General features: G+C 72.5%; 18 protein-coding genes. 8 read left to right on the top strand and 10 right to left on the bottom strand.

Going from position 1 to position 18,512, the window contains the following annotated elements; all coding sequences use genetic code 11:
- Positions 1 to 2: 2 nt before the first annotated feature.
- On the bottom strand, positions 3 to 215 hold the full coding sequence (locus ABZS51_RS15995; protein ID WP_310709000.1) for a dodecin: 213 nt from the start codon (positions 213 to 215) through the stop codon (positions 3 to 5).
- A 99-nt stretch (positions 216 to 314) separates the two neighbouring features.
- On the opposite strand from ABZS51_RS15995, the gene ABZS51_RS15990 reads away from it, so the two are divergent.
- A complete protein-coding gene (locus tag ABZS51_RS15990; protein ID WP_310708999.1) occupies positions 315 to 629 on the top strand; it encodes a DUF3099 domain-containing protein in 315 nt (104 codons plus the stop codon).
- A 313-nt stretch (positions 630 to 942) separates the two neighbouring features.
- Here the strand turns inward: ABZS51_RS15990 and ABZS51_RS15985 are convergent, their stop codons facing one another.
- Together ABZS51_RS15985 and ABZS51_RS15980 are read right to left on the bottom strand one after the other, a co-directional pair.
- On the bottom strand, positions 943 to 1,200 hold the full coding sequence (locus ABZS51_RS15985) for a DUF6457 domain-containing protein (RefSeq protein WP_310708998.1): 258 nt from the start codon (positions 1,198 to 1,200) through the stop codon (positions 943 to 945).
- A 67-nt stretch (positions 1,201 to 1,267) separates the two neighbouring features.
- Complete coding sequence (locus ABZS51_RS15980) at positions 1,268 to 2,059, bottom strand: NTP transferase domain-containing protein (protein WP_355440914.1); 792 nt, start codon at positions 2,057 to 2,059, stop codon at positions 1,268 to 1,270.
- Between the two features lie 176 nt (positions 2,060 to 2,235).
- On the opposite strand from ABZS51_RS15980, the gene ABZS51_RS15975 reads away from it, so the two are divergent.
- Entirely contained in the window at positions 2,236 to 2,847 is a 612-nt protein-coding gene (locus ABZS51_RS15975; protein ID WP_310708996.1) for a LysE family translocator, read from the top strand.
- A gap of 3 nt (positions 2,848 to 2,850) precedes the next feature.
- Here the strand turns inward: ABZS51_RS15975 and moaA are convergent, their stop codons facing one another.
- Positions 2,851 to 3,840 (bottom strand): GTP 3',8-cyclase MoaA, encoded by a 990-nt coding sequence (gene moaA, locus ABZS51_RS15970; protein WP_355440911.1) that lies wholly within the window; start codon positions 3,838 to 3,840, stop codon positions 2,851 to 2,853.
- A gap of 187 nt (positions 3,841 to 4,027) precedes the next feature.
- Between moaA and ABZS51_RS15965 the strand changes: the two genes are divergently transcribed.
- Together ABZS51_RS15965 and ABZS51_RS15960 are read left to right on the top strand one after the other, a co-directional pair.
- A complete protein-coding gene (locus tag ABZS51_RS15965) occupies positions 4,028 to 4,705 on the top strand; it encodes a GNAT family N-acetyltransferase (RefSeq protein WP_355440908.1) in 678 nt (225 codons plus the stop codon).
- Between the two features lie 43 nt (positions 4,706 to 4,748).
- Complete coding sequence (locus ABZS51_RS15960) at positions 4,749 to 5,903, top strand: RtcB family protein (RefSeq protein ID WP_355440905.1); 1,155 nt, start codon at positions 4,749 to 4,751, stop codon at positions 5,901 to 5,903.
- A 3-nt stretch (positions 5,904 to 5,906) separates the two neighbouring features.
- On the opposite strand, the gene ABZS51_RS15955 is transcribed toward ABZS51_RS15960, so the two are convergent.
- The gene (locus ABZS51_RS15955) at positions 5,907 to 7,295 is read right to left on the bottom strand and encodes a hypothetical protein (RefSeq protein ID WP_355440902.1); all 1,389 of its coding nucleotides are present in this window, start codon (positions 7,293 to 7,295) and stop codon (positions 5,907 to 5,909) included.
- 88 nt (positions 7,296 to 7,383) lie between these two features.
- Positions 7,384 to 10,287 (bottom strand): CBM35 domain-containing protein, encoded by a 2,904-nt coding sequence (locus tag ABZS51_RS15950; protein WP_355440899.1) that lies wholly within the window; start codon positions 10,285 to 10,287, stop codon positions 7,384 to 7,386.
- Between the two features lie 232 nt (positions 10,288 to 10,519).
- On the opposite strand from ABZS51_RS15950, the gene ABZS51_RS15945 reads away from it, so the two are divergent.
- Positions 10,520 to 11,125: a hypothetical protein gene (locus ABZS51_RS15945; protein WP_355440896.1), complete on the top strand. Its 606-nt coding sequence runs from the start codon at positions 10,520 to 10,522 to the stop codon at positions 11,123 to 11,125.
- Positions 11,126 to 11,222: 97 nt separating this feature from the next.
- Here ABZS51_RS15945 and ABZS51_RS15940 read toward each other — a convergent pair whose 3' ends face one another.
- Genes ABZS51_RS15940 through ABZS51_RS15930 form a run of 3 tightly spaced genes read right to left on the bottom strand, consistent with a single transcriptional unit; the run spans position 11,223 to position 14,304 of the window.
- On the bottom strand, positions 11,223 to 12,056 hold the full coding sequence (locus tag ABZS51_RS15940) for a carbohydrate ABC transporter permease (RefSeq protein WP_355440892.1): 834 nt from the start codon (positions 12,054 to 12,056) through the stop codon (positions 11,223 to 11,225).
- A complete protein-coding gene (locus tag ABZS51_RS15935; RefSeq protein WP_355440889.1) occupies positions 12,053 to 12,976 on the bottom strand; it encodes a sugar ABC transporter permease in 924 nt (307 codons plus the stop codon). The genes ABZS51_RS15940 and ABZS51_RS15935 overlap by 4 nt, the downstream gene beginning before the upstream one ends.
- Positions 12,976 to 14,304: an extracellular solute-binding protein gene (locus tag ABZS51_RS15930; RefSeq protein WP_355440886.1), complete on the bottom strand. Its 1,329-nt coding sequence runs from the start codon at positions 14,302 to 14,304 to the stop codon at positions 12,976 to 12,978. Before ABZS51_RS15930 ends, ABZS51_RS15935 begins: the two co-directional genes overlap by 1 nt.
- 165 nt (positions 14,305 to 14,469) lie before the next feature.
- Between ABZS51_RS15930 and ABZS51_RS15925 the strand changes: the two genes are divergently transcribed.
- Complete coding sequence (locus ABZS51_RS15925) at positions 14,470 to 15,978, top strand: alpha-N-arabinofuranosidase (RefSeq protein WP_355440883.1); 1,509 nt, start codon at positions 14,470 to 14,472, stop codon at positions 15,976 to 15,978.
- Positions 15,979 to 15,999: 21 nt separating this feature from the next.
- Here the strand turns inward: ABZS51_RS15925 and ABZS51_RS15920 are convergent, their stop codons facing one another.
- Positions 16,000 to 17,040: a LacI family DNA-binding transcriptional regulator gene (locus ABZS51_RS15920; protein WP_355440880.1), complete on the bottom strand. Its 1,041-nt coding sequence runs from the start codon at positions 17,038 to 17,040 to the stop codon at positions 16,000 to 16,002.
- Between the two features lie 190 nt (positions 17,041 to 17,230).
- Here ABZS51_RS15920 and ABZS51_RS15915 point away from each other — a divergent pair, with 190 nt between their 5' ends.
- Complete coding sequence (locus ABZS51_RS15915; RefSeq protein WP_355440877.1) at positions 17,231 to 17,896, top strand: AAA family ATPase; 666 nt, start codon at positions 17,231 to 17,233, stop codon at positions 17,894 to 17,896.
- Positions 17,893 to 18,429, top strand: a complete 537-nt coding sequence (locus ABZS51_RS15910) for an NUDIX hydrolase family protein (protein ID WP_310708981.1) — start codon at positions 17,893 to 17,895, stop codon at positions 18,427 to 18,429. The genes ABZS51_RS15915 and ABZS51_RS15910 overlap by 4 nt, the downstream gene beginning before the upstream one ends.
- Positions 18,430 to 18,512 lie beyond the last annotated feature (83 nt).

Raw genomic sequence — 18,512 nt, 5'->3', positions numbered from 1 at the left:
CGTCAGGTGTCCTCCAGCCGGAAGCCCACCTTCATGCCCACCTGGTAGTGGGCGACCTCTCCCCCTTCGATGTGCCCGCGCACCTCCGTCACCTCGAACCAGTCGAGGTGACGCAGCGTCTGCGAGGCGCGCCGGATGCCGTTGCGGATGGCCTCGTCGACGCTTTCGGCCGAGGTCCCGACTATCTCGGTGACCCGGTACGTTCGGTCCGTCATCTCCACATCCTCCTTACTCGAAAGCCATGATCGCATGACCCGTCTTCCAGGGCCGGGCAGCCGTCGCCCGGCGCCCCTCCGAGGTCTACGGTGGGACATATGAGGATCTGGCGCAGGAAGAACGACGTTCATCAGGTGACGGACGCCAGACCCTCGCTGAGCGCGGACATCCAGCGCCGCGAGGTGAGCTACCTGATCAAGATGGGCATCCGGACGATCTGCCTGATCCTGGCCGTCGTGGTGCCCGTGCCGTGGCCGTACAGGCTGCTGTTCATCGCGGGCGCAGTCTTTTTGCCATACATAGCCGTAATCGGAGCCAATGAGAGGGGGATGGATGTCCCTCCTCCCACCTTTCAGACACCGGAAGCTAACCAAAGCGAGATACCGAGGCACCGACGCGAGATCGGGTCGTGACTAAGTCTTGACGCATCCCATGGGTTGTAGGTGTACGCTTTAGCCAGCACTCCGGTCCCCCGTCGGAGTGCTGGTGCCGGCGTTCCGGGCCCCCGTCGGAACGCCGATGAAGCGACGCCGGGTGGTTTGCCCCCGTAACCACCCGGCGTCGCCCTTTCCCGGGGAAATCCGCGCCGTAGATGATCAGTCCGGCGACGACGCCACCCGTGTGATAGGGCCCCTTTCCCGAAATCGTTTTCGCTCCGTCGCGTCCATAATTGCCAGGAAACTTTCAGGTTCGCGCAGCGCTTGACATGAAGAGTTCGTTGGAGTGTCAGTCGCCAGTCAGCGTCTGGGGCGTGGCCTGTCCCCAGTCGCGCGCCAGGGCGGTGAGGCGGGCGACGGCGTCCTCGGGCGCGGTGCCGGCGCCCTCTGCCAGGCCGAGCAGGTAGGCGGTCAGCGGGGCGGCAGGCCGGGCCACGCCGTGCGCCACCTCCTTGGTCAGCTCCAGGATCAGGTCGCGGTCGACGCGGGCCGGGTCGACGCCCAGCTCCTTGCAGGCCAGCGCGGTCCACTCGTTCAGCACGTTCATACGGTTGTGCGGCGCGGACGCCCCCGCACGCCACGGCCTCGCGGCACGTCCTGCCGCGTCACGGCCGTCACACAGTGGGCGTCGCGCCTCCTCCTGTCGTCGGGAAGGGGACACGGGTCGTGTCACCGAGGCGGGCTTCGTCCAGGTCGTCCATTGTGTCGCAGTCGAACCAGGCCCGCTCGGGCAGCGCCACGCGGGCCGCGACGAGGGGGGCCAGCAGGCCGCGCAGGGACCGCCCGCCGTACCGGCCGAGCGCCGCCCGCAGCGGCGCGGCCTCCCACCCGCCCAGCAGCCACTGCTCGCGCCCGTCACCGTCGACCGCCACCACCCCGGCCGGCCGTGCCGCCTCCTCGCCGCCGTCGCCCGGGGCGCACCCACGGCCCTCGTACGCGTCCGGGGGCTCCGGGGCACCGGTGGGCCGGGCCGCCGCCGCTCCGGGTGCCAGGGACGGGTCTCGCGCCTGCGCGGGGTGGACGTCGGCGGCCGCGGGAGGGCCGCCGACGATCTCGGCGGGGCAATCGGGGGTGGCGGGCATGGCGGACAGGAGGGTGGCGATGTGGGCCGGGGTCAGGAACGGGAGGTCGGCGGCCAGCAGGACCACCCTGGGCGCCGTGACCTCGCGCAGCCCGGCACGGAGCGCGGGCACCGGGCCGCCGCCCGGAGGGTCCTCCCGGGTGAAGACCACGCCGGGCAGCTCCCGTTCGGGCCCGACGACCACCACCCGTCCTGCCCCGGGAACGGCGGCGACGACCCGCTCCAGCAGCGTCCGCCCGCCCACGACGAGCCCGGGCTTGTCGGCGCCGCCGAGCCGCCGCGCCTCTCCCCCGGCCAGCACCACCACGTCGTACCCACCGCTCATGCCTTCACCGTACGCACCTCGGTCCGCGCCCGGTCCCGATACCCCGCCGGGCGTCCGGCGACGCCGCGCCTGGCGTCCGCGCCCCGCCGCCCGCTGCTCCGCAATCGCGGGGAGCCCGCCATCCTCTATGGCAACAACGATTGACATAGAAGGGACAGGAGTGGTCCGATGGCGCGATGAGTACCGAGTTCCTCCTCACCACCCTCGTCATCGTCGTCACGCCCGGCACCGGTGTGCTCTACACGATGGCCGCCGGCCTGGCCCGGGGCGGGCGTGCCGGCATGGTGGCCGCCCTCGGGTGCACCCTGGGCATCGTGCCGCACATGGCCGCCGCCATCACCGGCCTGGCCGCCGTCCTGCACGCGAGCGCCCTGGCGTTCCAGGTGCTGAAGTACCTCGGCGTGGCGTACCTGCTCTACATGGCCGTCCTGACCCTGCGCGAGCGCGGGGCGCTCAGCGTCGAGCCGGAGACGGCCCCGCGCCCGGCAAGCCGGGTGATCGCCTCCGGCGTGCTGGTGAACATCCTCAACCCCAAGCTGTCGATCTTCTTCTTCGCGTTCCTGCCGCAGTTCGTGAGCGTGGACGAGCCTGCGGCGTTCGCGCGCATGCTGGAGCTGAGCGGGGTGTTCATGCTGGCGACGTTCGTGGTGTTCTGCGGGTACGGATGGTTCGCCGCGGCCATCCGGGGTCAGGTGATCTCACGTCCCCGGGTGATGGCGTGGATGCGCCGGGTGTTCGCCGGCGCGTTCCTGGCGCTCGGGGTGAAGCTGGCGCTGACCGAGAACTGAGCCTCAGCCGCCGATCGCCGACATCGGGCGGGACGGCTGCAGGAACGACGGGTCGTCGATGCCGTGTCCCGCGCGCTTGCGGGCCACGGCGGCGGTCCAGCGCGCGGCCAGCTCCTCGTCCGTGGCGCCGTCCCTCATCGGCGTCTTGAGGTCGGACTCCTCGGTGGCGAACAGGCAGTTGCGCACCTGGCCGTCGGCGGTGAGCCGGACGCGGTCGCAGGCGCCGCAGAACGGCCGCGTCACCGAGCCGATCACGCCCACCCGGGCCGGCCCGCCGTCCACGAGGAACCGCTCGGCCGGGGCGCTGCCGCGCTCCTCCAGGTCGTCGGGGGTGAGGTCGAACGCGGCCGAGAGCCGGTCGAGGATCTCGTCGGCGGTCACCATGCCCTCGCGGCTCCAGCCGTGCTGGGCGTCGAGCGGCATCTGCTCGATGAAGCGCAGCTCGTACCCCTGGTCGAGGCAGAAGCGCAGCAGCGGCACGGCCTCGTGGTCGTTGACGTCGCGCATGAGCACGGTGTTGACCTTGACCGGGCGCAGGCCGGCGTCGTGGGCGGCGGCCATCCCCTCGACCACGTCGGTGAACCGGTCGCGGTGCGCCAGCCGCTTGAACGTGTCGCGGTCGAGGGTGTCGAGCGAGACGTTGACCCGGTCGAGCCCGGACTCCGCCAGCGGCCGGGCGAGCCTGGACAGGCCGATGCCGTTGGTGGTCAGGGAGACCTGCGGCCGGGGGCTCAGCGCGGTGGTGCGGGCGACGATCTCCACCAGCTCGCGGCGCAGCAGCGGCTCCCCGCCGGTGTAGCGGACCTCGGTGACGCCGAGCCGCTCGACGCCGATCGTGACCAGCCGGACGATCTCGTCGGCGGTCAGGAGCTGGGCGTTGGGCAGCCAGTCGAGCCCTTCGGGCGGCATGCAGTACGTACAGCGAAGGTTGCACTTGTCCGTGAGGGACACCCGCAGATCCGTCGCCACCCGTCCGAACGAGTCCCGCAACATGGGCGTCACCTCCTGTCAGATCACCGGACGGCAAGCCTACGGCCCGGCCCCGCCGTAGCCCCAACCCGGCTGGTCACATGGTGCCGTATCCCATGACAACAGCCGCACACCACACGCGATTCCCCCCGGCATCACCCCCCGGAAATCGAGTACCGGGCATGCCGGACGGGATGCCATCATCCGGACCATGTATCACTGGCCGCTCTTCTCCCTGACGATCACGACGCCCCGGCTGGAGCTCAGGCTGCCCTCGCTGGCCGACCTGGACGAGCTGGCCGGACGGGCCGCCGAGGGCATCCACGACCCCGCGGTCATGCCGTTCCTCCACCCCTGGTCGGACGCCGAACCGGAGGAGCGCGCCCGCAGCACCGTGCAGTACCACTTCCGGCAGTGGGCCGGCTGGACGCCCGCCGCCTGGAGCTGCCCGCTGGTCACCGTCTTCGAGGGACGGGTGGTGGGCGTGCAGGAGGTGGAGGCCGTGGACTTCGCGGTCACGCGGGAGGTGCGGACGGGCTCGTGGCTCGGGCGGCGCTTCCAGGGCCTGGGGATCGGCACCGAGATGCGCCGCGCCGCGCTGCATCTGGCGTTCGACGGGCTCGGGGCCGAGAGCGCCGTGTCGGAGGCGTACCTCGACAACCACGCGTCGCTGCGCGTCTCGCGACGGCTCGGCTACCGGGACGACGGTCTCGTCCGTCACAGCCGCCGCGGCGAGCTGGCCCTGCAGCAGCGGCTGCGGCTGGACCGCGGGGAGTGGAGCACGCCGCCCGGCCACCGGATCGACGGGCTGGAGGCGTGCCTGCCGCTGTTCGGCCCTCCGACCGGCCCGGAGCGGGCGCCGGGAAAAGGAGTGGGGTTCTCGTCATGATCGCGGCACACTGGGGCACGGACGAGTAAAGGAGACCTCGGACATGCCGAACCAGCCCGCACCCAACGTGCTCTCGTGGGCCAGCGAGATCGACGACGCCGCGATCACGCAGGCCGCGCGCACCGCACGCCTGCCGTTCGTCGCCGGCCACGTCGCGCTGATGCCGGACGCGCACGTCGGCATCGGCGCCACGGTCGGCTCGGTCATCCCCACCGAGGGCGCGATCATCCCGGCCGCCGTGGGCGTCGACATCGGCTGCGGCATGGTCGCCACCGAGACGACCCTCACCGCGGCCGACCTGCCCGACAGCCTCGACGCGCTCATGCCGCTCGTGGAGCGGCGCATCCCCGCCGGCGTCGGCAAGGGCCACGACGACCCGTCCGTGGACCGCACGCTGAGCGCCCTCGGGCTGCCGCACACCGATCTGACGGCCAAGCAGGAGAAGACGGTGGCGGTGCAGTTCGGCACCCTCGGGTCGGGCAACCACTTCGTCGAGGTGTGCCTGGACGAGCGGGAGCGGGTGTGGACGGTGCTGCACTCGGGCTCGCGCGGCATCGGCAACCAGCTCGCCACCCAGCACATCGTCGGCGCCAAGGGCCTGATGCGGCGCCAGGCCATGGGCCTGGAGGATCCCGACCTGGCCTACTTCACCCAGGGCACCCCGGAGTTCGAGGCGTACGTCGAGGACATGCTGTGGGCGCAGAGCTACGCCATGGCCTCGCGCGCCCGGATGGACCGGGTGCTGGTGGACGCCCTGTTCCGGGTCGTCGGCAAGGGATCGCGCGTCCGTGTCATCAACTGCCACCACAATTTCACCCAGTTGGAGAGCCACGGCGGCAAGGAGCTGTGGATCACCCGGAAGGGCGCCATCAAGGCCGCCACCGGTGACGAGGGCGTGATCCCGGGGTCGATGGGCACGCGGTCGTACATCGTGCGCGGGCGCGGCAACCCCGCCTCGTACGACTCGTGCTCGCACGGCGCGGGGCGGCGGATGTCGCGCAGCAAGGCCAGGAAGCGGCTGACGGCCGGCTCGCTGGCCGAGGCGATGCGCGGCCGCACCTGGAACGCGGACCGGGCGGCCGCCCTGGTGGACGAGCACCCGGAGGCGTACAAGCCGATCGACCAGGTCATGGCCGACCAGCGGGACCTGGTGGAGGTGCGGCACACGCTCAGCCAGGTGTTCAACTACAAGGGCTGAGCCTCACAGCCGCAGGTGCGCGCGCTGGGCGGCGTACAGGTCGGCGACCTGGGGCCGCTCGCCGTGCCCGGCGAGCAGGCTCTCCAGGTCGCCGGCGAAGTCCGGGACCAGCCCGCTCACGGTGCCGGTGACGCCCCGGACGCCGACCGTGACGCTGCGGGGCGCGACGTCGGCGATCGTGACCGCGTACGGGTCGCCGCCGGTGACGCGGACGTTCCAGTGGGCGATGCGGGCGCCGAACAGCGGCCCCGAGGCGGCCGAGCCGCCGACGCGGCCGTTGTTGACGAGTGTGACGTCGGTCCGGACGTTCTCGAACGGCAGCGCCCGGTGGGTGTCGAACGTGCCCTCGGCCATGGTGCCGCGCCGCCAGACGTTGCCGGACGACAGGCCCTCCAGGTTGAGACCGTGGTGCACGGCCCCGGCGGGGACGGGCACGGTGAACGCCTCGATCTCGAAGTCCTCCACCAGGTTGTCGTGCGCCTGCATGCGGCAGGCGAAGCTGTGGTGGGCCGAGCGGCCGCCGACGGCGACGCCGGTGAGGGTGACGGACTTGGCGCCGGTGAAGCCGAAGCCGAGGTCGCAGTTCTCGACGCGGACGTTCCTGGCCCAGCAGTCGTGGACGGCCTGGAAGCACACGCCGTTGGAGCCGGGGTGCTTGTCGTGGGCGGTCATGGGGACGGGCTCGTTGCGGATGGTGAGGTCTTCGACGCCGCTGTCGTGGACGGTGGGGCCGAGCGCGCGCAGCCGGGCGGGCCAGCCGGGGCGCAGGTCGTACCTGAGGGGCTGGGCGAGCCGGACGAGGCGGTCGCCGAGGACCGCTTCGACGCGGACCGGCCACTGGAGGGTGGCGTACTGGACATACTGGCCGCCGGAGCCGGTGACGAGCTGGGGCGCCCTGGCGGGCCAGTCGTAGGCGCGGGTGCCGGGGACGTCGCCGGCGAGGTGGGCGAGGAGGGTGGCGTCGGGCGGGTTGTCGCATTCGAGAAGGACCAGGTCGCCGGCCTTGAGCCGTCCGGTGCCGGAGACGGAGAGGGTGCGCTGGCCGCGGGAGGCGGTGCCGGCGGCGGCGCAGTCGGTGACCCCGTCGGCCCGGGCGCCGAAGTCGGTGACCTTGACGACGACGCGGGGACGCGGCGGCCGGGCGCCCAGCCGGTGGCCGGCGCGGGCGACGTCGGGGACCAGGGGGTGGGCTCCCTCCGCCTGCGCCCACTGCTCCAGGAGCGCGGCGGAGGCGTCCTGCGGTCGCGCGCGGGCGGGACCGGCCTGCTCGGCGCCGGTCTGCTCGGCGCGGGCCTGCTCGCGGGCCTGCTCGGTGCGGGCCGGCGCGGCCAAGGGTAAGGACGGCACCGCCAGGGCGCCCGCGGCGGCGCCGATCAGCGCCCGGCGGCTCACCGGGGAAGGGTCGTGCGCATGGTGCTCCCTAGGGTCCTTCAGGGCGGCGGGACCGCTCGGCGCGGCCCCGCCGGGTGGCGTGGCGGCGCTAGCCCAGGGACACGCGGTCCAGGTCCGGGGCGGCCGCCGTGTCGTTGTAGACCTTGATGGTGTTGGCGCCGGCCTTCAGCGCGACGGGCACGGACGTGACGTAGGGGGTGTTGTTGCCCACGCCGCTGACCTTCGCCTCGACCGGCGCGCCGCCGTTGACGGCCACGTGGTAGGAGCGCTCGCCGTTGACGGTGAAGTCGAGGTACAGCGTGTACTCCTTGGCCTGGTCGACGGTGACGTCCTCGAACAGCACGTACGCGTCCGGGGAGCCGCCGAGGTTGCGCACCTTCTGCCCGCCCGAGCACGGGGTGCAGCCGGTGATCCCGGCGTCGCCGATCCGGTTGCGCGAGTCCTCGGCCTCGCGCATGAACACCCGGTCGGCGGGACGCGGCCGGACGCGGACCTGCTTGCTCGTCCCGGCGGGCCGGCCCAGGCTCCGGAACGACGCGGTGACCGGGATGTCGGCCTGTCCGGCGTCCTGGCCGGCCGGGGAGGTGACGGTCCAGGAGCCTTCCAGGGTCTGGCCGAGCCGCATGGACGCGGCCGTGGCCGCGGCGCCCTCCAGGGTCCAGCCGGCGGGCACCGCGGGCGCCAGCGTCACCTCGTCGACGGACTCGTCGGTATCCAGCCGCAGCGTCGCCGTCACCTTGATCGACTGCCGGCCGGGGCCGGTCCACTGGATGCCCGAGGGTGAGACGGTCAGCGTCGTCCGGGGCGCCTCCGACGCGGGCGGCATCGGCCCCACGGCGATTCGGTCCACGCCGGGGCCCTTGGCGGCGGCGCTGGACAGGCGGATCGTGTTGGCGCCGGCGTTCAGCGGCACGGCCAGGGCCGTGCTCGCCACGACGCCGGCGTTGTCGCCGGGGACCGTCACCTGGACCGGCGCGGCGCCGTTGACGCTCACCGACAGCGGCGCGGGCGTGGCGGCGGTGTGGTCGATCTGCAGCCGGTACGTGCCCGCCGCGGCGGCGGTGACGTCGCGGAACGTCACCGCGTCGCGGTCACCTCCTCCGAGGCCGGTGACCTGGGCGAGCCCGGAGCAGGCGGGGCAGACGGCGACGCGGGCCGCGCCGTCCCGGCTCGCGCGCTCGGCCTCCAGCGGCGGCGGCGCGCTCAGGGAGAGGGGATGGCCGAAGCCGACCCCGATCTCGTCGATCTGGAGCTGCCGGTGGAAGTGGGGCGCCTGGGGGCCGCTCCACGTGCTGAGGATCTCCAGCTTGACGTGGCGGGTGGTGCGCGGGCCGAGGTCGATGAACTGGACGCCGCGGGCGCTGCGCAGGGCGGCGGCGCGCACGGGCTCACCCCACCGCTTGCCGTCGTCGCTGACGTAGACGCGGTAGTCCTTGATCCGGGCGGAGTCCTCGGGCCGGCCGAACGACTCGCGGGCATACGTGGGCGACATCTCCCGCTGGTTGACGGCCAGGTAGGCGACGGGGCGGCGCCTGCCCAGATCGAGCGTCACCGACACGGGGAGCCGGGCGTCGCTGTCCCAGTAGTCCTGGAAGCCGCCGTCCACGAGCGCGGAGGCGGGGTGGCCGGCGCGGGAGGAGGTGGCGGTGGCCGTGAACGCGGACGAGTCGTACACGAACGGGCGGCCCTTGGTCTCGACCTCGAAGACCGTGTCGTAGTCGTCCCACCTGGTGATGCCGAGGATCGTCAGGTGGCCGCCGGACTGGTGGAAGCGCATGCGCTCGCCGGTCCGCAGGTCGCGGACGCCGGTGACGAGGTGGCCGTTGTCGCGCAGGCGGACGAAGTCCGTACGCGGCCTGGTCACCACGTGGACGTACTGGGTGCCCGAACCGCGGGCGACGGTGACGACGCCGTGCGCGCCGTCGTTCCAGAAGCCGGGCTGCAGACCGCCGTACAGGTAGCCGCCGCCCTCGGTCCGCTCCAGCGAGGCCCGGATGGGCGGCACCCAGCCTGCCATGAACGCGTTGAACGCCTCCTGCTGCGGCGGGAAGCGGCCGTTGACCATCGGCGTCTCGGCCATGAGGGACTTCATGGAGGAGCCGGCGTTGGTGATGTAGCGGCCGGTGCTGAGGCGGACGTCCACGGGGTGGTCGCGGCCGTCGTACCACCAGTCGCCGGTGGTGGGCAGCTTGTAGTCGGCCTCGGTCAGGCGGGGCATGGGGGTGAAGGCGGCCTGCGGGTAGTCGTAGGCCGGGGTCATGCCGGTCTTCTGCTCGTTGCTGACCGTGTCCATGATCGGCGTGTCCTCGTTGTTGTTGCTCAGCAACCAGGACGGGCGCTTCTCGCGGATCTGCTCGTAGAGGTGGTTCTGCTCCCAGTACTCGTTGTCGTTGTCGATCCAGAACCCGGCGAGGTCGGGGTAGTTCCGCATGACCTCGAAGAACAGGTCGTAGCTGAACATGCCGAACCCGGGCCGGGTGGTGAGGTCCACCTGCCGGCCCTTGTAGGCGGAGTAGGCGGCCGAGTCGAGGGTCTGCACGCCCTGCTCGCTGTGCCACTGCGGGTCGTCGGTCATGTAGAGCAGGACGCGGACGTTCTTCGCCTTGCCGGCGGCGACCAGCTCGCCGAGGAGGTCACGCCGCGTGGAGCAGCTTCCGGGGATCTCCGACGGCCATGGGCGGGCGTAGCCCAGGCGGCTGTGGAAGGTGGCGAGCACGATGTACGAGGCGCCGAGCTTGCGTGCCTCGTCGACCCAGTAGCCGGCGCTCCAGCCGCCGTCCGTGACGTCGCGCTCCCACTGGGCGCAGTCGAGGTGGCGGGGGGCGGTGAACATGCCCCAGTGCAGGAACAGTCCGGCGGTGGAGTCGCGTAACCACTGCTGGCGGGGGTGCTCGACCTCGGCGGCGGCGGGGCGGGCGATGACGAGGGTGGTGAGGGCGGCGATCAGGGCGAGGACGAGCGCGGCGCGGGAGGCGCGCCGAGCGGGTCTCACCTGGGTACGGGGCTGCGGAGGAAGTCCCATGACGGCGGCTCTTTCGTCGAGCTGTGGCGGAGACTCGCGGATCAGAGATCCGATGATTACATCGACGTTGACCGGGGTCAAGGGCCTGACTCACGTGCCCATGCCTCATCCATCCGATGACTGGCGGGAGGATCGTGGGGTTCGACCTGGTGACGCTGGGTAGCGGAAGAACCATCGGATACCGGGGGAGAGAGAGTTCGACATGCGCCGTACCGTCGCCGTCTCCGCCGTCGCGCTGACGCTCGCGACCGCGGGATGCAGCGGCCTGACGTACAACTCCGAGGACGTCACCCGCATCTTCACCCCCCAGAACGAGGGAGCCAACGCCAGCGGCAAGGGGGTCCACGTCCGCAACGCGTTCCTCCTCGGCGGTCGACCGGGGGCCCGGCCGGCCACGCCGCCGGCCGGGCTGCCGCTGTACGCCGTGCTCGTCAACGACCGAGCCGAGCCGGTGCGCCTGGCACAGGTGACGCTGCAGAAGGGCGGGCAGGCCCAGCTGACGGCCCCGGTGGTGGTGCCCGCGCGCGGGATCGTGGGGACCGACCGGCCGATCGGCACGGTGACGGGCGTGGCCGACACGGGCTCGGTCCCGATGACGTTCAGCTTCGACTCGGGGCGGGGCAGCCTGCGGCTCATCGTGCCGGTCGAGGCGAGGAACGGCCTGTTCGCCACGCTCAACCCCGGCGGCCCCTCGACCCCCACCGGCCCCTCGACCCCCGGCCCCTCCACCCCCGCCGGCCCGGCGTCACCGGCGGCGCCGGGTTCACCGGGCGCCCCGACGAGCCCGTCACCCGCGAGCACCCCGTGACCGTCCGGGCGTACCCCCGGGGCCGCCCGGACGGTCTCCGGCAAGCCGGCGGACGTGGGGGCTTCCCGTCACGCCGCGCCGGCGTCGCCGGCTCCGGTCACTGGCCGGCCAGGCCGGTGTGCGCGACGCCTCGCACGATCTGCCTCTGGAACAGCACGAACACCACCAGCAGCGGCAGCCCCGCGAGCACGACGGACGCCATGATCTGGGCGTAGCGCAGGCCGAACGTGCCCTGCACGACGTTGGCCAGGCCCACCGGCAGGGTCATCGTGTTCGGGTCGGTGGAGACGATGAACGGCCAGAGGAAGTTGTTCCACGTCGTGATGAACGTGAAGATCGACACGGCGGCGAGCACCGGCCGCGACAGCGGCAGCACGATGGTGAAGAACACCCGCCAGCGCCCCGCCCCGTCCACGAAGGCCGCCTGCTCCAGCTCCGGCGGCACGTCCTGGAAGAACTTGTAGAGGATGTAGACGATCAGCGGCGCGGCCACCTGCGGCAGGATGACGGCCCACCAGGTGTCGACGAGCCCCAGCGACACCATCTCGGCGAACAGCGGCGCGATGAGCACCTGGGGCGGCACCATGATCCCGGCCAGGATGAGAGCCAGCAGCGCCCGCTGCCCGCGGAAGCTGGTCCGGGCGAAGCCGTAGGCGGCCATGGCCGAGAACAGCACGGTCATGGCGGTCACGATCACGGCGGTGACCACCGAGTTGACCGCCCACTTCACGATGCCGCCGGTGCCGAGCACGAGGCTGTAGGCGTCGAAGGTGATGCGGCTGCCGACCCACTCCAGCGGCAGCTTGGTCGTCTCGCTCTCGGGCTTGAGCGAGGTGGCCACGGCCCAGGCGACGGGCGCGAGCCAGGCGGCGGCGAGCACGAGGGCGGCGGCCAGCAGCACGAGCCGGCCCCAGCCGAACCTCTTGGTCATGACGGCTCCTCGCTCTTGCGGAACAGCCGGAGCTGCGCCAGGGAGACCACGACGATGATCGCGAACAGGATGTAGGACACGGCCGAGGCGTAGCCGATGCGGTAGCCGGTGAACCCGGCGTCGTAGGCGTACTCGATGATCGGCCGGGTGGAGTCCTCGGGGCCGCCGCCGGTCATCAGGTAGATCTGGTCGAAGACCTTCAACGAGGCGAGGAGCTGGAGCACGACGACGACGCCGGTCGTGCGGCCGAGCAGGGGCAGCGTGATGGAGCGCAGCCGGTGCCAGGAGGACGCCCCGTCGATCGCGGCGGCCTCGTACAGGTGGCGCGGGATCGACTGGAGCGCGGCGAGGTAGAGCAGGAAGTTGAAGCCGACCGTCCACCACACCGTGGTCAGCACCATCGACCACATCGCCGTGGACGGGTCGCCCAGCCACAGCACGTCGGTGCCGAGGCTTCCGTTGAGCAGTCCGTACTCGGGCGGGTAGATCATCTGCAGCCAGAGCAGCGAGACCACGGCCGACGGCAGCAGGAACGGGCCGAAGAACGACAGCCGCCACAGCCACTGCATGAAGCGCAGCTGGTGGACCAGCAGGGCGAGGGCGAGGCCGAGCAGCACGAGCGGGACCGTGCTGAGCACGGTGAACACGAGGGTGTTCCACAGGGAGCGCCACATGCGGGGGTCGGCGAACGCCTCGGCGTAGTTGGCCAGGCCGACGAAGCGGTCGTTGGTGCCGGCGATGTTGACGCTCGACAGGCTCATCCGCAGGCCCTGCAGCAGGGGCCAGACGAGGAAGGCCAGGTAGACCGCCAGGAACGGCGCGATGAACAGCATCCCGTGCTGGGTCCAGCGGCGGCGCGCCCGGGCGTGCTCGGCGGGCGCGGCGGCCGGGGCGGCGGGGACGGCGACGGTGGTGGTCATCATCGCTCCTCTGCGGGGAAGGGGTTGGGCGCGGCCATGAGCCGGCGAAGCGCCTGCTTGGCCTGGGCGAGCCCCTGCTCGGGGGTGCGGGCGCCGCTGACGACCGGGGAGAACGCCTCGCCGAAGTCGAGCCAGAGCCGCGACGCGGATCCGGCGAACCACGCCCTCGGGTCGAGCGCGACCTCCGTGATGACGGAGCGGTACTCCGACTGGGGGTGCAGCGCGAGGTACTCCGGCTCCTCCAGCGTGGGCAGGTAGGCGGGGACGTGCCCGGCGACGGCCCAGTCGGCGCTGTTCTTCACCAGGTAGGCGATGAAGCGGTAGGTGGCCCGCTCGATCTCCGGGTCGCGCTCGCGCTGGTGCGGCAGCACGAACGCGTGGCAGTCGGCCTGGGCCGCTCCCGTGCCGAAGACGCTGGGGAAGCGGGCCATGCTGAACGGGGTGCCGCGCTGCTTCAGGCCGGTGGTCTCCCAGTCGCCGTTCCACAGGAAGGGCGCCTGGCCGTTGGTGAAGGCGGCCACGGAGGCGCCGTAGTCGGTGCGCGGGTCGCACAGCCCCTCCTCGCCGAGGGTGCGCATGAGGCGCAGCGCGTCGAGCGCCTTGGCGTCGTCGAGGGTGACGCGCGAGCCGTCCTCCGACAGCAGGGTGCCGCCGGTCTGCGAGTAGAGCGACCACCACAGGCGCCAGGGGCCGACGGTGCCGAGGCCGAGGGCGTCGAAGACGAGCGGCGGCCGGCCGCCGAGCACGCCCTTGGCCTTGCGCAGCGCGGCGAGCAGCTCCTCGGGCCCGTCGGTGGGCCGCAGCCTGCCGTCGGGGGCGAGCAGGCCGGCCCGCTCGCAGATCTCGGTGTTGTAGTACAGCACCATGGGGTGGGCGTCGAACGGGACGGCGTACAGCTCGCCGCCCACGTGCGCGCGCTCCCAGATGGGCGGGCTGAAGTCGGCGGCTTCGAGACCGTTCTCGGCGAGCAGGGCGGGGTCGATCGGATCGAGGATGCGGCCGGCGCCGATGCCGGACAGGCGGGCGAGGTGGAAGGTGGCCAGGTCGGGCGAGCGGCCGCCGGCGCCGGCCATGGCGATCTTCGTGTAGTACGGCTCGCCCCACGCGAGCACGTTCTCCTCGACGGCGATGCCCGGGTTGTCCTTGGCGAACCCGCGGACCATCTTGTTCATGATGATGCCGTCGCTGGCACCGAGGAAGTGCCAGTAACGCACGCGGGTCCCGGCCGAGCCGAGTCCGACGGGAAGGGAACAGCCGGCGGCGCCCGCGCCGAGCAGCGCGAGACCACCGCCCAGGAGGCTGCGGCGGGTGAGGGATGGTCTGTCCACGGTGGGCCTCGTTCCTCTGGACAGCGATGCCTCAGGAGTGTTAGCGGTCACAATCCGCATGTCAAGACCTTGCTTCCATCAGTGCACAGACCTTGACGTTGGGGGTGATAACGCTAACAATCGGGGCATTCCAGTCACACCTGCACCACAGGAGCGCGAGAGCACGTGAGCAACCGCAGGGCCCGCGAGGCGCACCTCACCATCGACCCGGCGTTCCGAGTGGCCCCCGTGCGGCGGCGCACGTTCGGCACGTTCGTCGAGCATCTGGGCCGGTGCGTCTACACCGGCGTCTACGAACCCGGACACCCCTCCGCCGACGAGGACGGCTTCCGCCGTGACGTCCTCGACCTGACCCGCGAGCTGGGCGTGTCCACGGTGCGCTACCCGGGCGGCAACTTCGTCTCCGGCTACCGCTGGGAGGACGGCGTCGGCCCGCGCGAGAGCCGGCCGCGCCGGCTGGACCTGGCCTGGCACAGCACGGAGACCAACGAGGTCGGCGTGGACGAGTTCGTCCGCTGGTGCCGCAAGGCCGGGGTCGAGCCGATGATGGCGCTCAACCTGGGCACGCGGGGTGTCGCCGAGGCCCTCGACCTCCTGGAGTACTGCAACCACCCGTCCGGCACGGCCCTGTCGGACCAGCGGATCGCCAACGGCGCCAAGGAGCCGCACGACATCCGCATGTGGTGCCTGGGCAACGAGATGGACGGCTTCTGGCAGACCGGCCACAAGACCGCCCCCGAGTACGGCCGGCTGGCCGCCGAGACCGCCCGCGCCATGCGCATGGTCGACCCCGGCCTGGAGCTGGTGGCCTGCGGCAGCTCCGGCTCCTCCATGCCGACGTTCGGCGCCTGGGAGGCGCAGGTGCTGGAGGAGACCTACGACCTGGTCGACTACGTCTCCTGCCACGCCTACTACGAGGAGAAGGACGGCGACCTCGGCAGCTTCCTGGCCTGCTCGACCGACATGGAGTACTTCATCTCCTCCGTCGTGGCCACGGCCGACCACGTCGGCGCGAAGCTCAAGTCCCGCAAGAAGATCAACATCTCCTTCGACGAGTGGAACATCTGGTACCTGTCGCGCTTCCAGGCCGCCGAGCCGCCGCGCGACTGGCCGGTGGCGCCGCCGCTGCTGGAGGACCACTACCACCTGGCCGACGCCGTCGCCTTCGGCGGGCTGCTCATCACCCTGCTGCGCAACAGCGACCGGGTGACCGCCGCCTCCCTGGCCCAGCTCGTCAACGTCATCGCGCCGATCATGACCGAGCCGGGTGGGCGGGCCTGGCGCCAGACCACCTTCCACCCCTTCGCCCAGGCCTCCCGGTACGCCACGGGCGACGTGCTGCGGGTCGAGCCCGTCTCCCCGTCGTACGAGACGGCCGAGTACGGCGAGGTGCCGCTGCTGCACGCCGTGGCCACCCGGGCCGAGGACGGCGGCGTCACCGTGTTCGCCGTCAACCGCTCCACCGACGAACCGCTGTCCCTGGAGATCGACGCCCGCGCGCTCGGCGGCGTGCGGATCACCGAGGCGACCACGCTGACGGACGCGGACGTCTACGCCCGCAACACCGCCGACGATCCCGGCCGGATCGCCCCCCGTCCCAACCCGGACGTCGAGCACGACCCCCTGCGGGTGCTGCTGCCGCCGGTCTCGTGGAACGTGATCCGGCTGAGCTGAATCCGCCCCGGGCCCGGCCCCTCAGGCCCGCTGCGGGGTGCCCGTGCTCTCCCGCACCACCAGGTCGGGCTCGACCAGCCGGCGCCGCTCCCCCTTCTCCTCGCCCGCCATGCGGTCGAGGAGAAGGTGGAAGGCGTGCCGGCCGACCTCGCGGAAGTCCTGCCGCACGGTGGTCAGCGGCGGCCAGAAGTACGCCGACTCGGGGATGTCGTCGAAGCCGACCACGCTGACGTCCTCCGGCACCCGCCGCCCGGATTCGCGCATGGCGCGCAGCACGCCCAGGGCCATCTGGTCGTTGCCGACGAACACCGCCGTCACGGACGGGTCGGCGGCCAGCCGGCGACCGAGCTGGTGGCCCGAGCGGGGACTCCAGTCGCCGCGCAGCGGCTCGGGCACGGAGCGGCCCTCGGCCTCCAGGACGCCGCGCCAGCCCTCGATGCGGCCGCTGGCGTCGATCCAGTCGGCCGGGCCGCCCACGTGCCAGACGGTCTCGTGGCCGAGGCTCAGCAGGTGGCGGGTGGCGCGGATCGCGCCGGCCCGCTGGTCGACCATGGCGACCGGGACCGGGATGTCCTCGCCCGCGTCGACCGCGACCACCGGCAGGTCGGGCGGCAGGTGGTGCAGGCCGTCGGCGGCGGACTCGTGCGGGGCGACGATGATGACGCCGTCGACCGACTGGGAGCGCAGCCGATGGACGCCCTCCTCGATGGAGCGGCGGTTGAGCGCGCTCAGGCTCGCGATGCTCACGGTGTAGCCGCTGAGCCGGGCGGTCTGCTCGATGCAGTACAGGGTGGAGGCCGGGCCGTACAGGGTGGTGTCGATGCTCACCACACCCAGCACGCCCGAGCGGCCGGTGACGAGCTGCCGGGCCGCGGAGTTGGGCCAGTAGTCGAGCTCGCGCACGGCCGCCAGCACGCGCGCCCGGGTCTCGGCGCGCACGCGGTGAGGCGTGTTGAGCACCCGGGAGACGGTCATCGCGGAGACGCCGGCGAGCGCGGCGACGTCCCCGAGCACCGCGGGCCGGCTGCGCGGCCTCCCTCCCCCGTCAGAAGCCGTCGCCATGCGCCTCACCCCTTTCGCGATAACGCTAACAGGAACGGTCCCGCACCGCGTGCCCAAAGGCGATCTCCTTTGCGTCGACGCGGGCTCCCGTGCGACCGGTCACCCCTGGCGGAACCCCATCAGGCGCGTCTTCGTTCGCTAGGCAGGCGGGTGCCCCCCGCGCGACAGGACGGACGCGGAGGTACCCGATATGCCTGGACAAACCACTCAGACGGACCGGCCCCTTCCGGACGCCGCCGGAGACCGGGTGCTGCGCTACCCGCCCGGGGCGCTGGTGATCCTGACCGGGCTGCCGGGGGCCGGCAAGAGCACGATGCTGCGCCGCCTGTACGCGATGGACGGCACCGAGGCGGCGCCCGTGGTCGTGGACGGGGTCACGGTCATCGACTCCGCGCAGTCGAAGGCGCGCTGGGCGGGCACCCTCGGCCGGGCGCCCGGACGGGTGCGCACCGCGGTCGTCTTCGCCACCCACCTCCTGCGGATCCGGCGCGCGCTCGCCGCCGGCGGGCCGGTGATCGCGCACAACCGGGGCTGCGGGCCGCTGGTGCTGCGCGTCTTCGCCCGGATGGCCCGGCGCCGCGGCGCCGCCTTCCACCTGCTGCTGCTCGACGCCGGCCCCGAGGCGGCCCTGGCCGGCCAGCGGGCCCGCGCCCGGGTCGTGCGGGCGCGCACGTTCTCCTACCACCGCCGCCGCTGCGAGGCGCTGCTCGCGCGGGTCAGGGCCGGGACGGCCGCTCCCGCGGCGGGCGCGGTGGTGATCGACCGGAGCGCGGCGGGCCTGCTCCGCGGCATCGTCTTCGACGGGGAGCCCGCCTCCCCCTCCTCGCGCACGGAGCCCAGTACGATCTACAGATGACCGAAATGACCGAAACCACGCCCGGCTGGCTCGCACCCGAGGAGCTGGAGTCGCTGCGCGGCCGGATGCCGATCCTGTACGTCGACGCGGTGCCGGTGCGGGTGGACGACATGGGCATCGTCACCCACGTGGGACTGCTGCTGCGCATCGCCCCCGACGGCAACGTGAGCCGGGCCCTGGTCTCCGGGCGGGTGCTCTACCAGGAGCGGGTCCGCGACGCGCTGCTGCGCCACCTGGAGAAGGACCTCGGACCGGTCGCCCTGCCCAGCCTGCCGGCCTCCCTCGCGCCGTTCACCGTGGCGGAGTACTTCCCCTCCCCCGACGTCACGCCGTACCACGACCCGCGCCAGCACGCGGTGTCGCTGGCCTACATCGTGCCGGTGCGGGGCGACTGCCGGCCGCGCCAGGACGCGCTGGACCTGGTGTGGTTCACGCCGGAGGAGGCGGCCTCGCCGATGGTGCAGCAGGAGATGACGGGCGGCCAGGGAGTCCTGCTCAAGCAGGCGCTGGCGCACGTGGGCCGGCTCACCTGACACCCCGGCCGGCCCCGGCGAGGGCCGGCAGGCGGAAAGGCGACCGCCCGGCCCCCAGGAGGGAGCCGGGCGGCGCCGCGCGA

The sequence above is a fragment of the Nonomuraea sp. NPDC005501 genome (assembly GCF_040605905.1).
GTDB lineage: Bacteria > Actinomycetota > Actinomycetes > Streptosporangiales > Streptosporangiaceae > Nonomuraea.
Note: the sequence above shows the minus strand (reverse complement) of the source record. Positions and strands in the feature narration are given on the sequence as shown.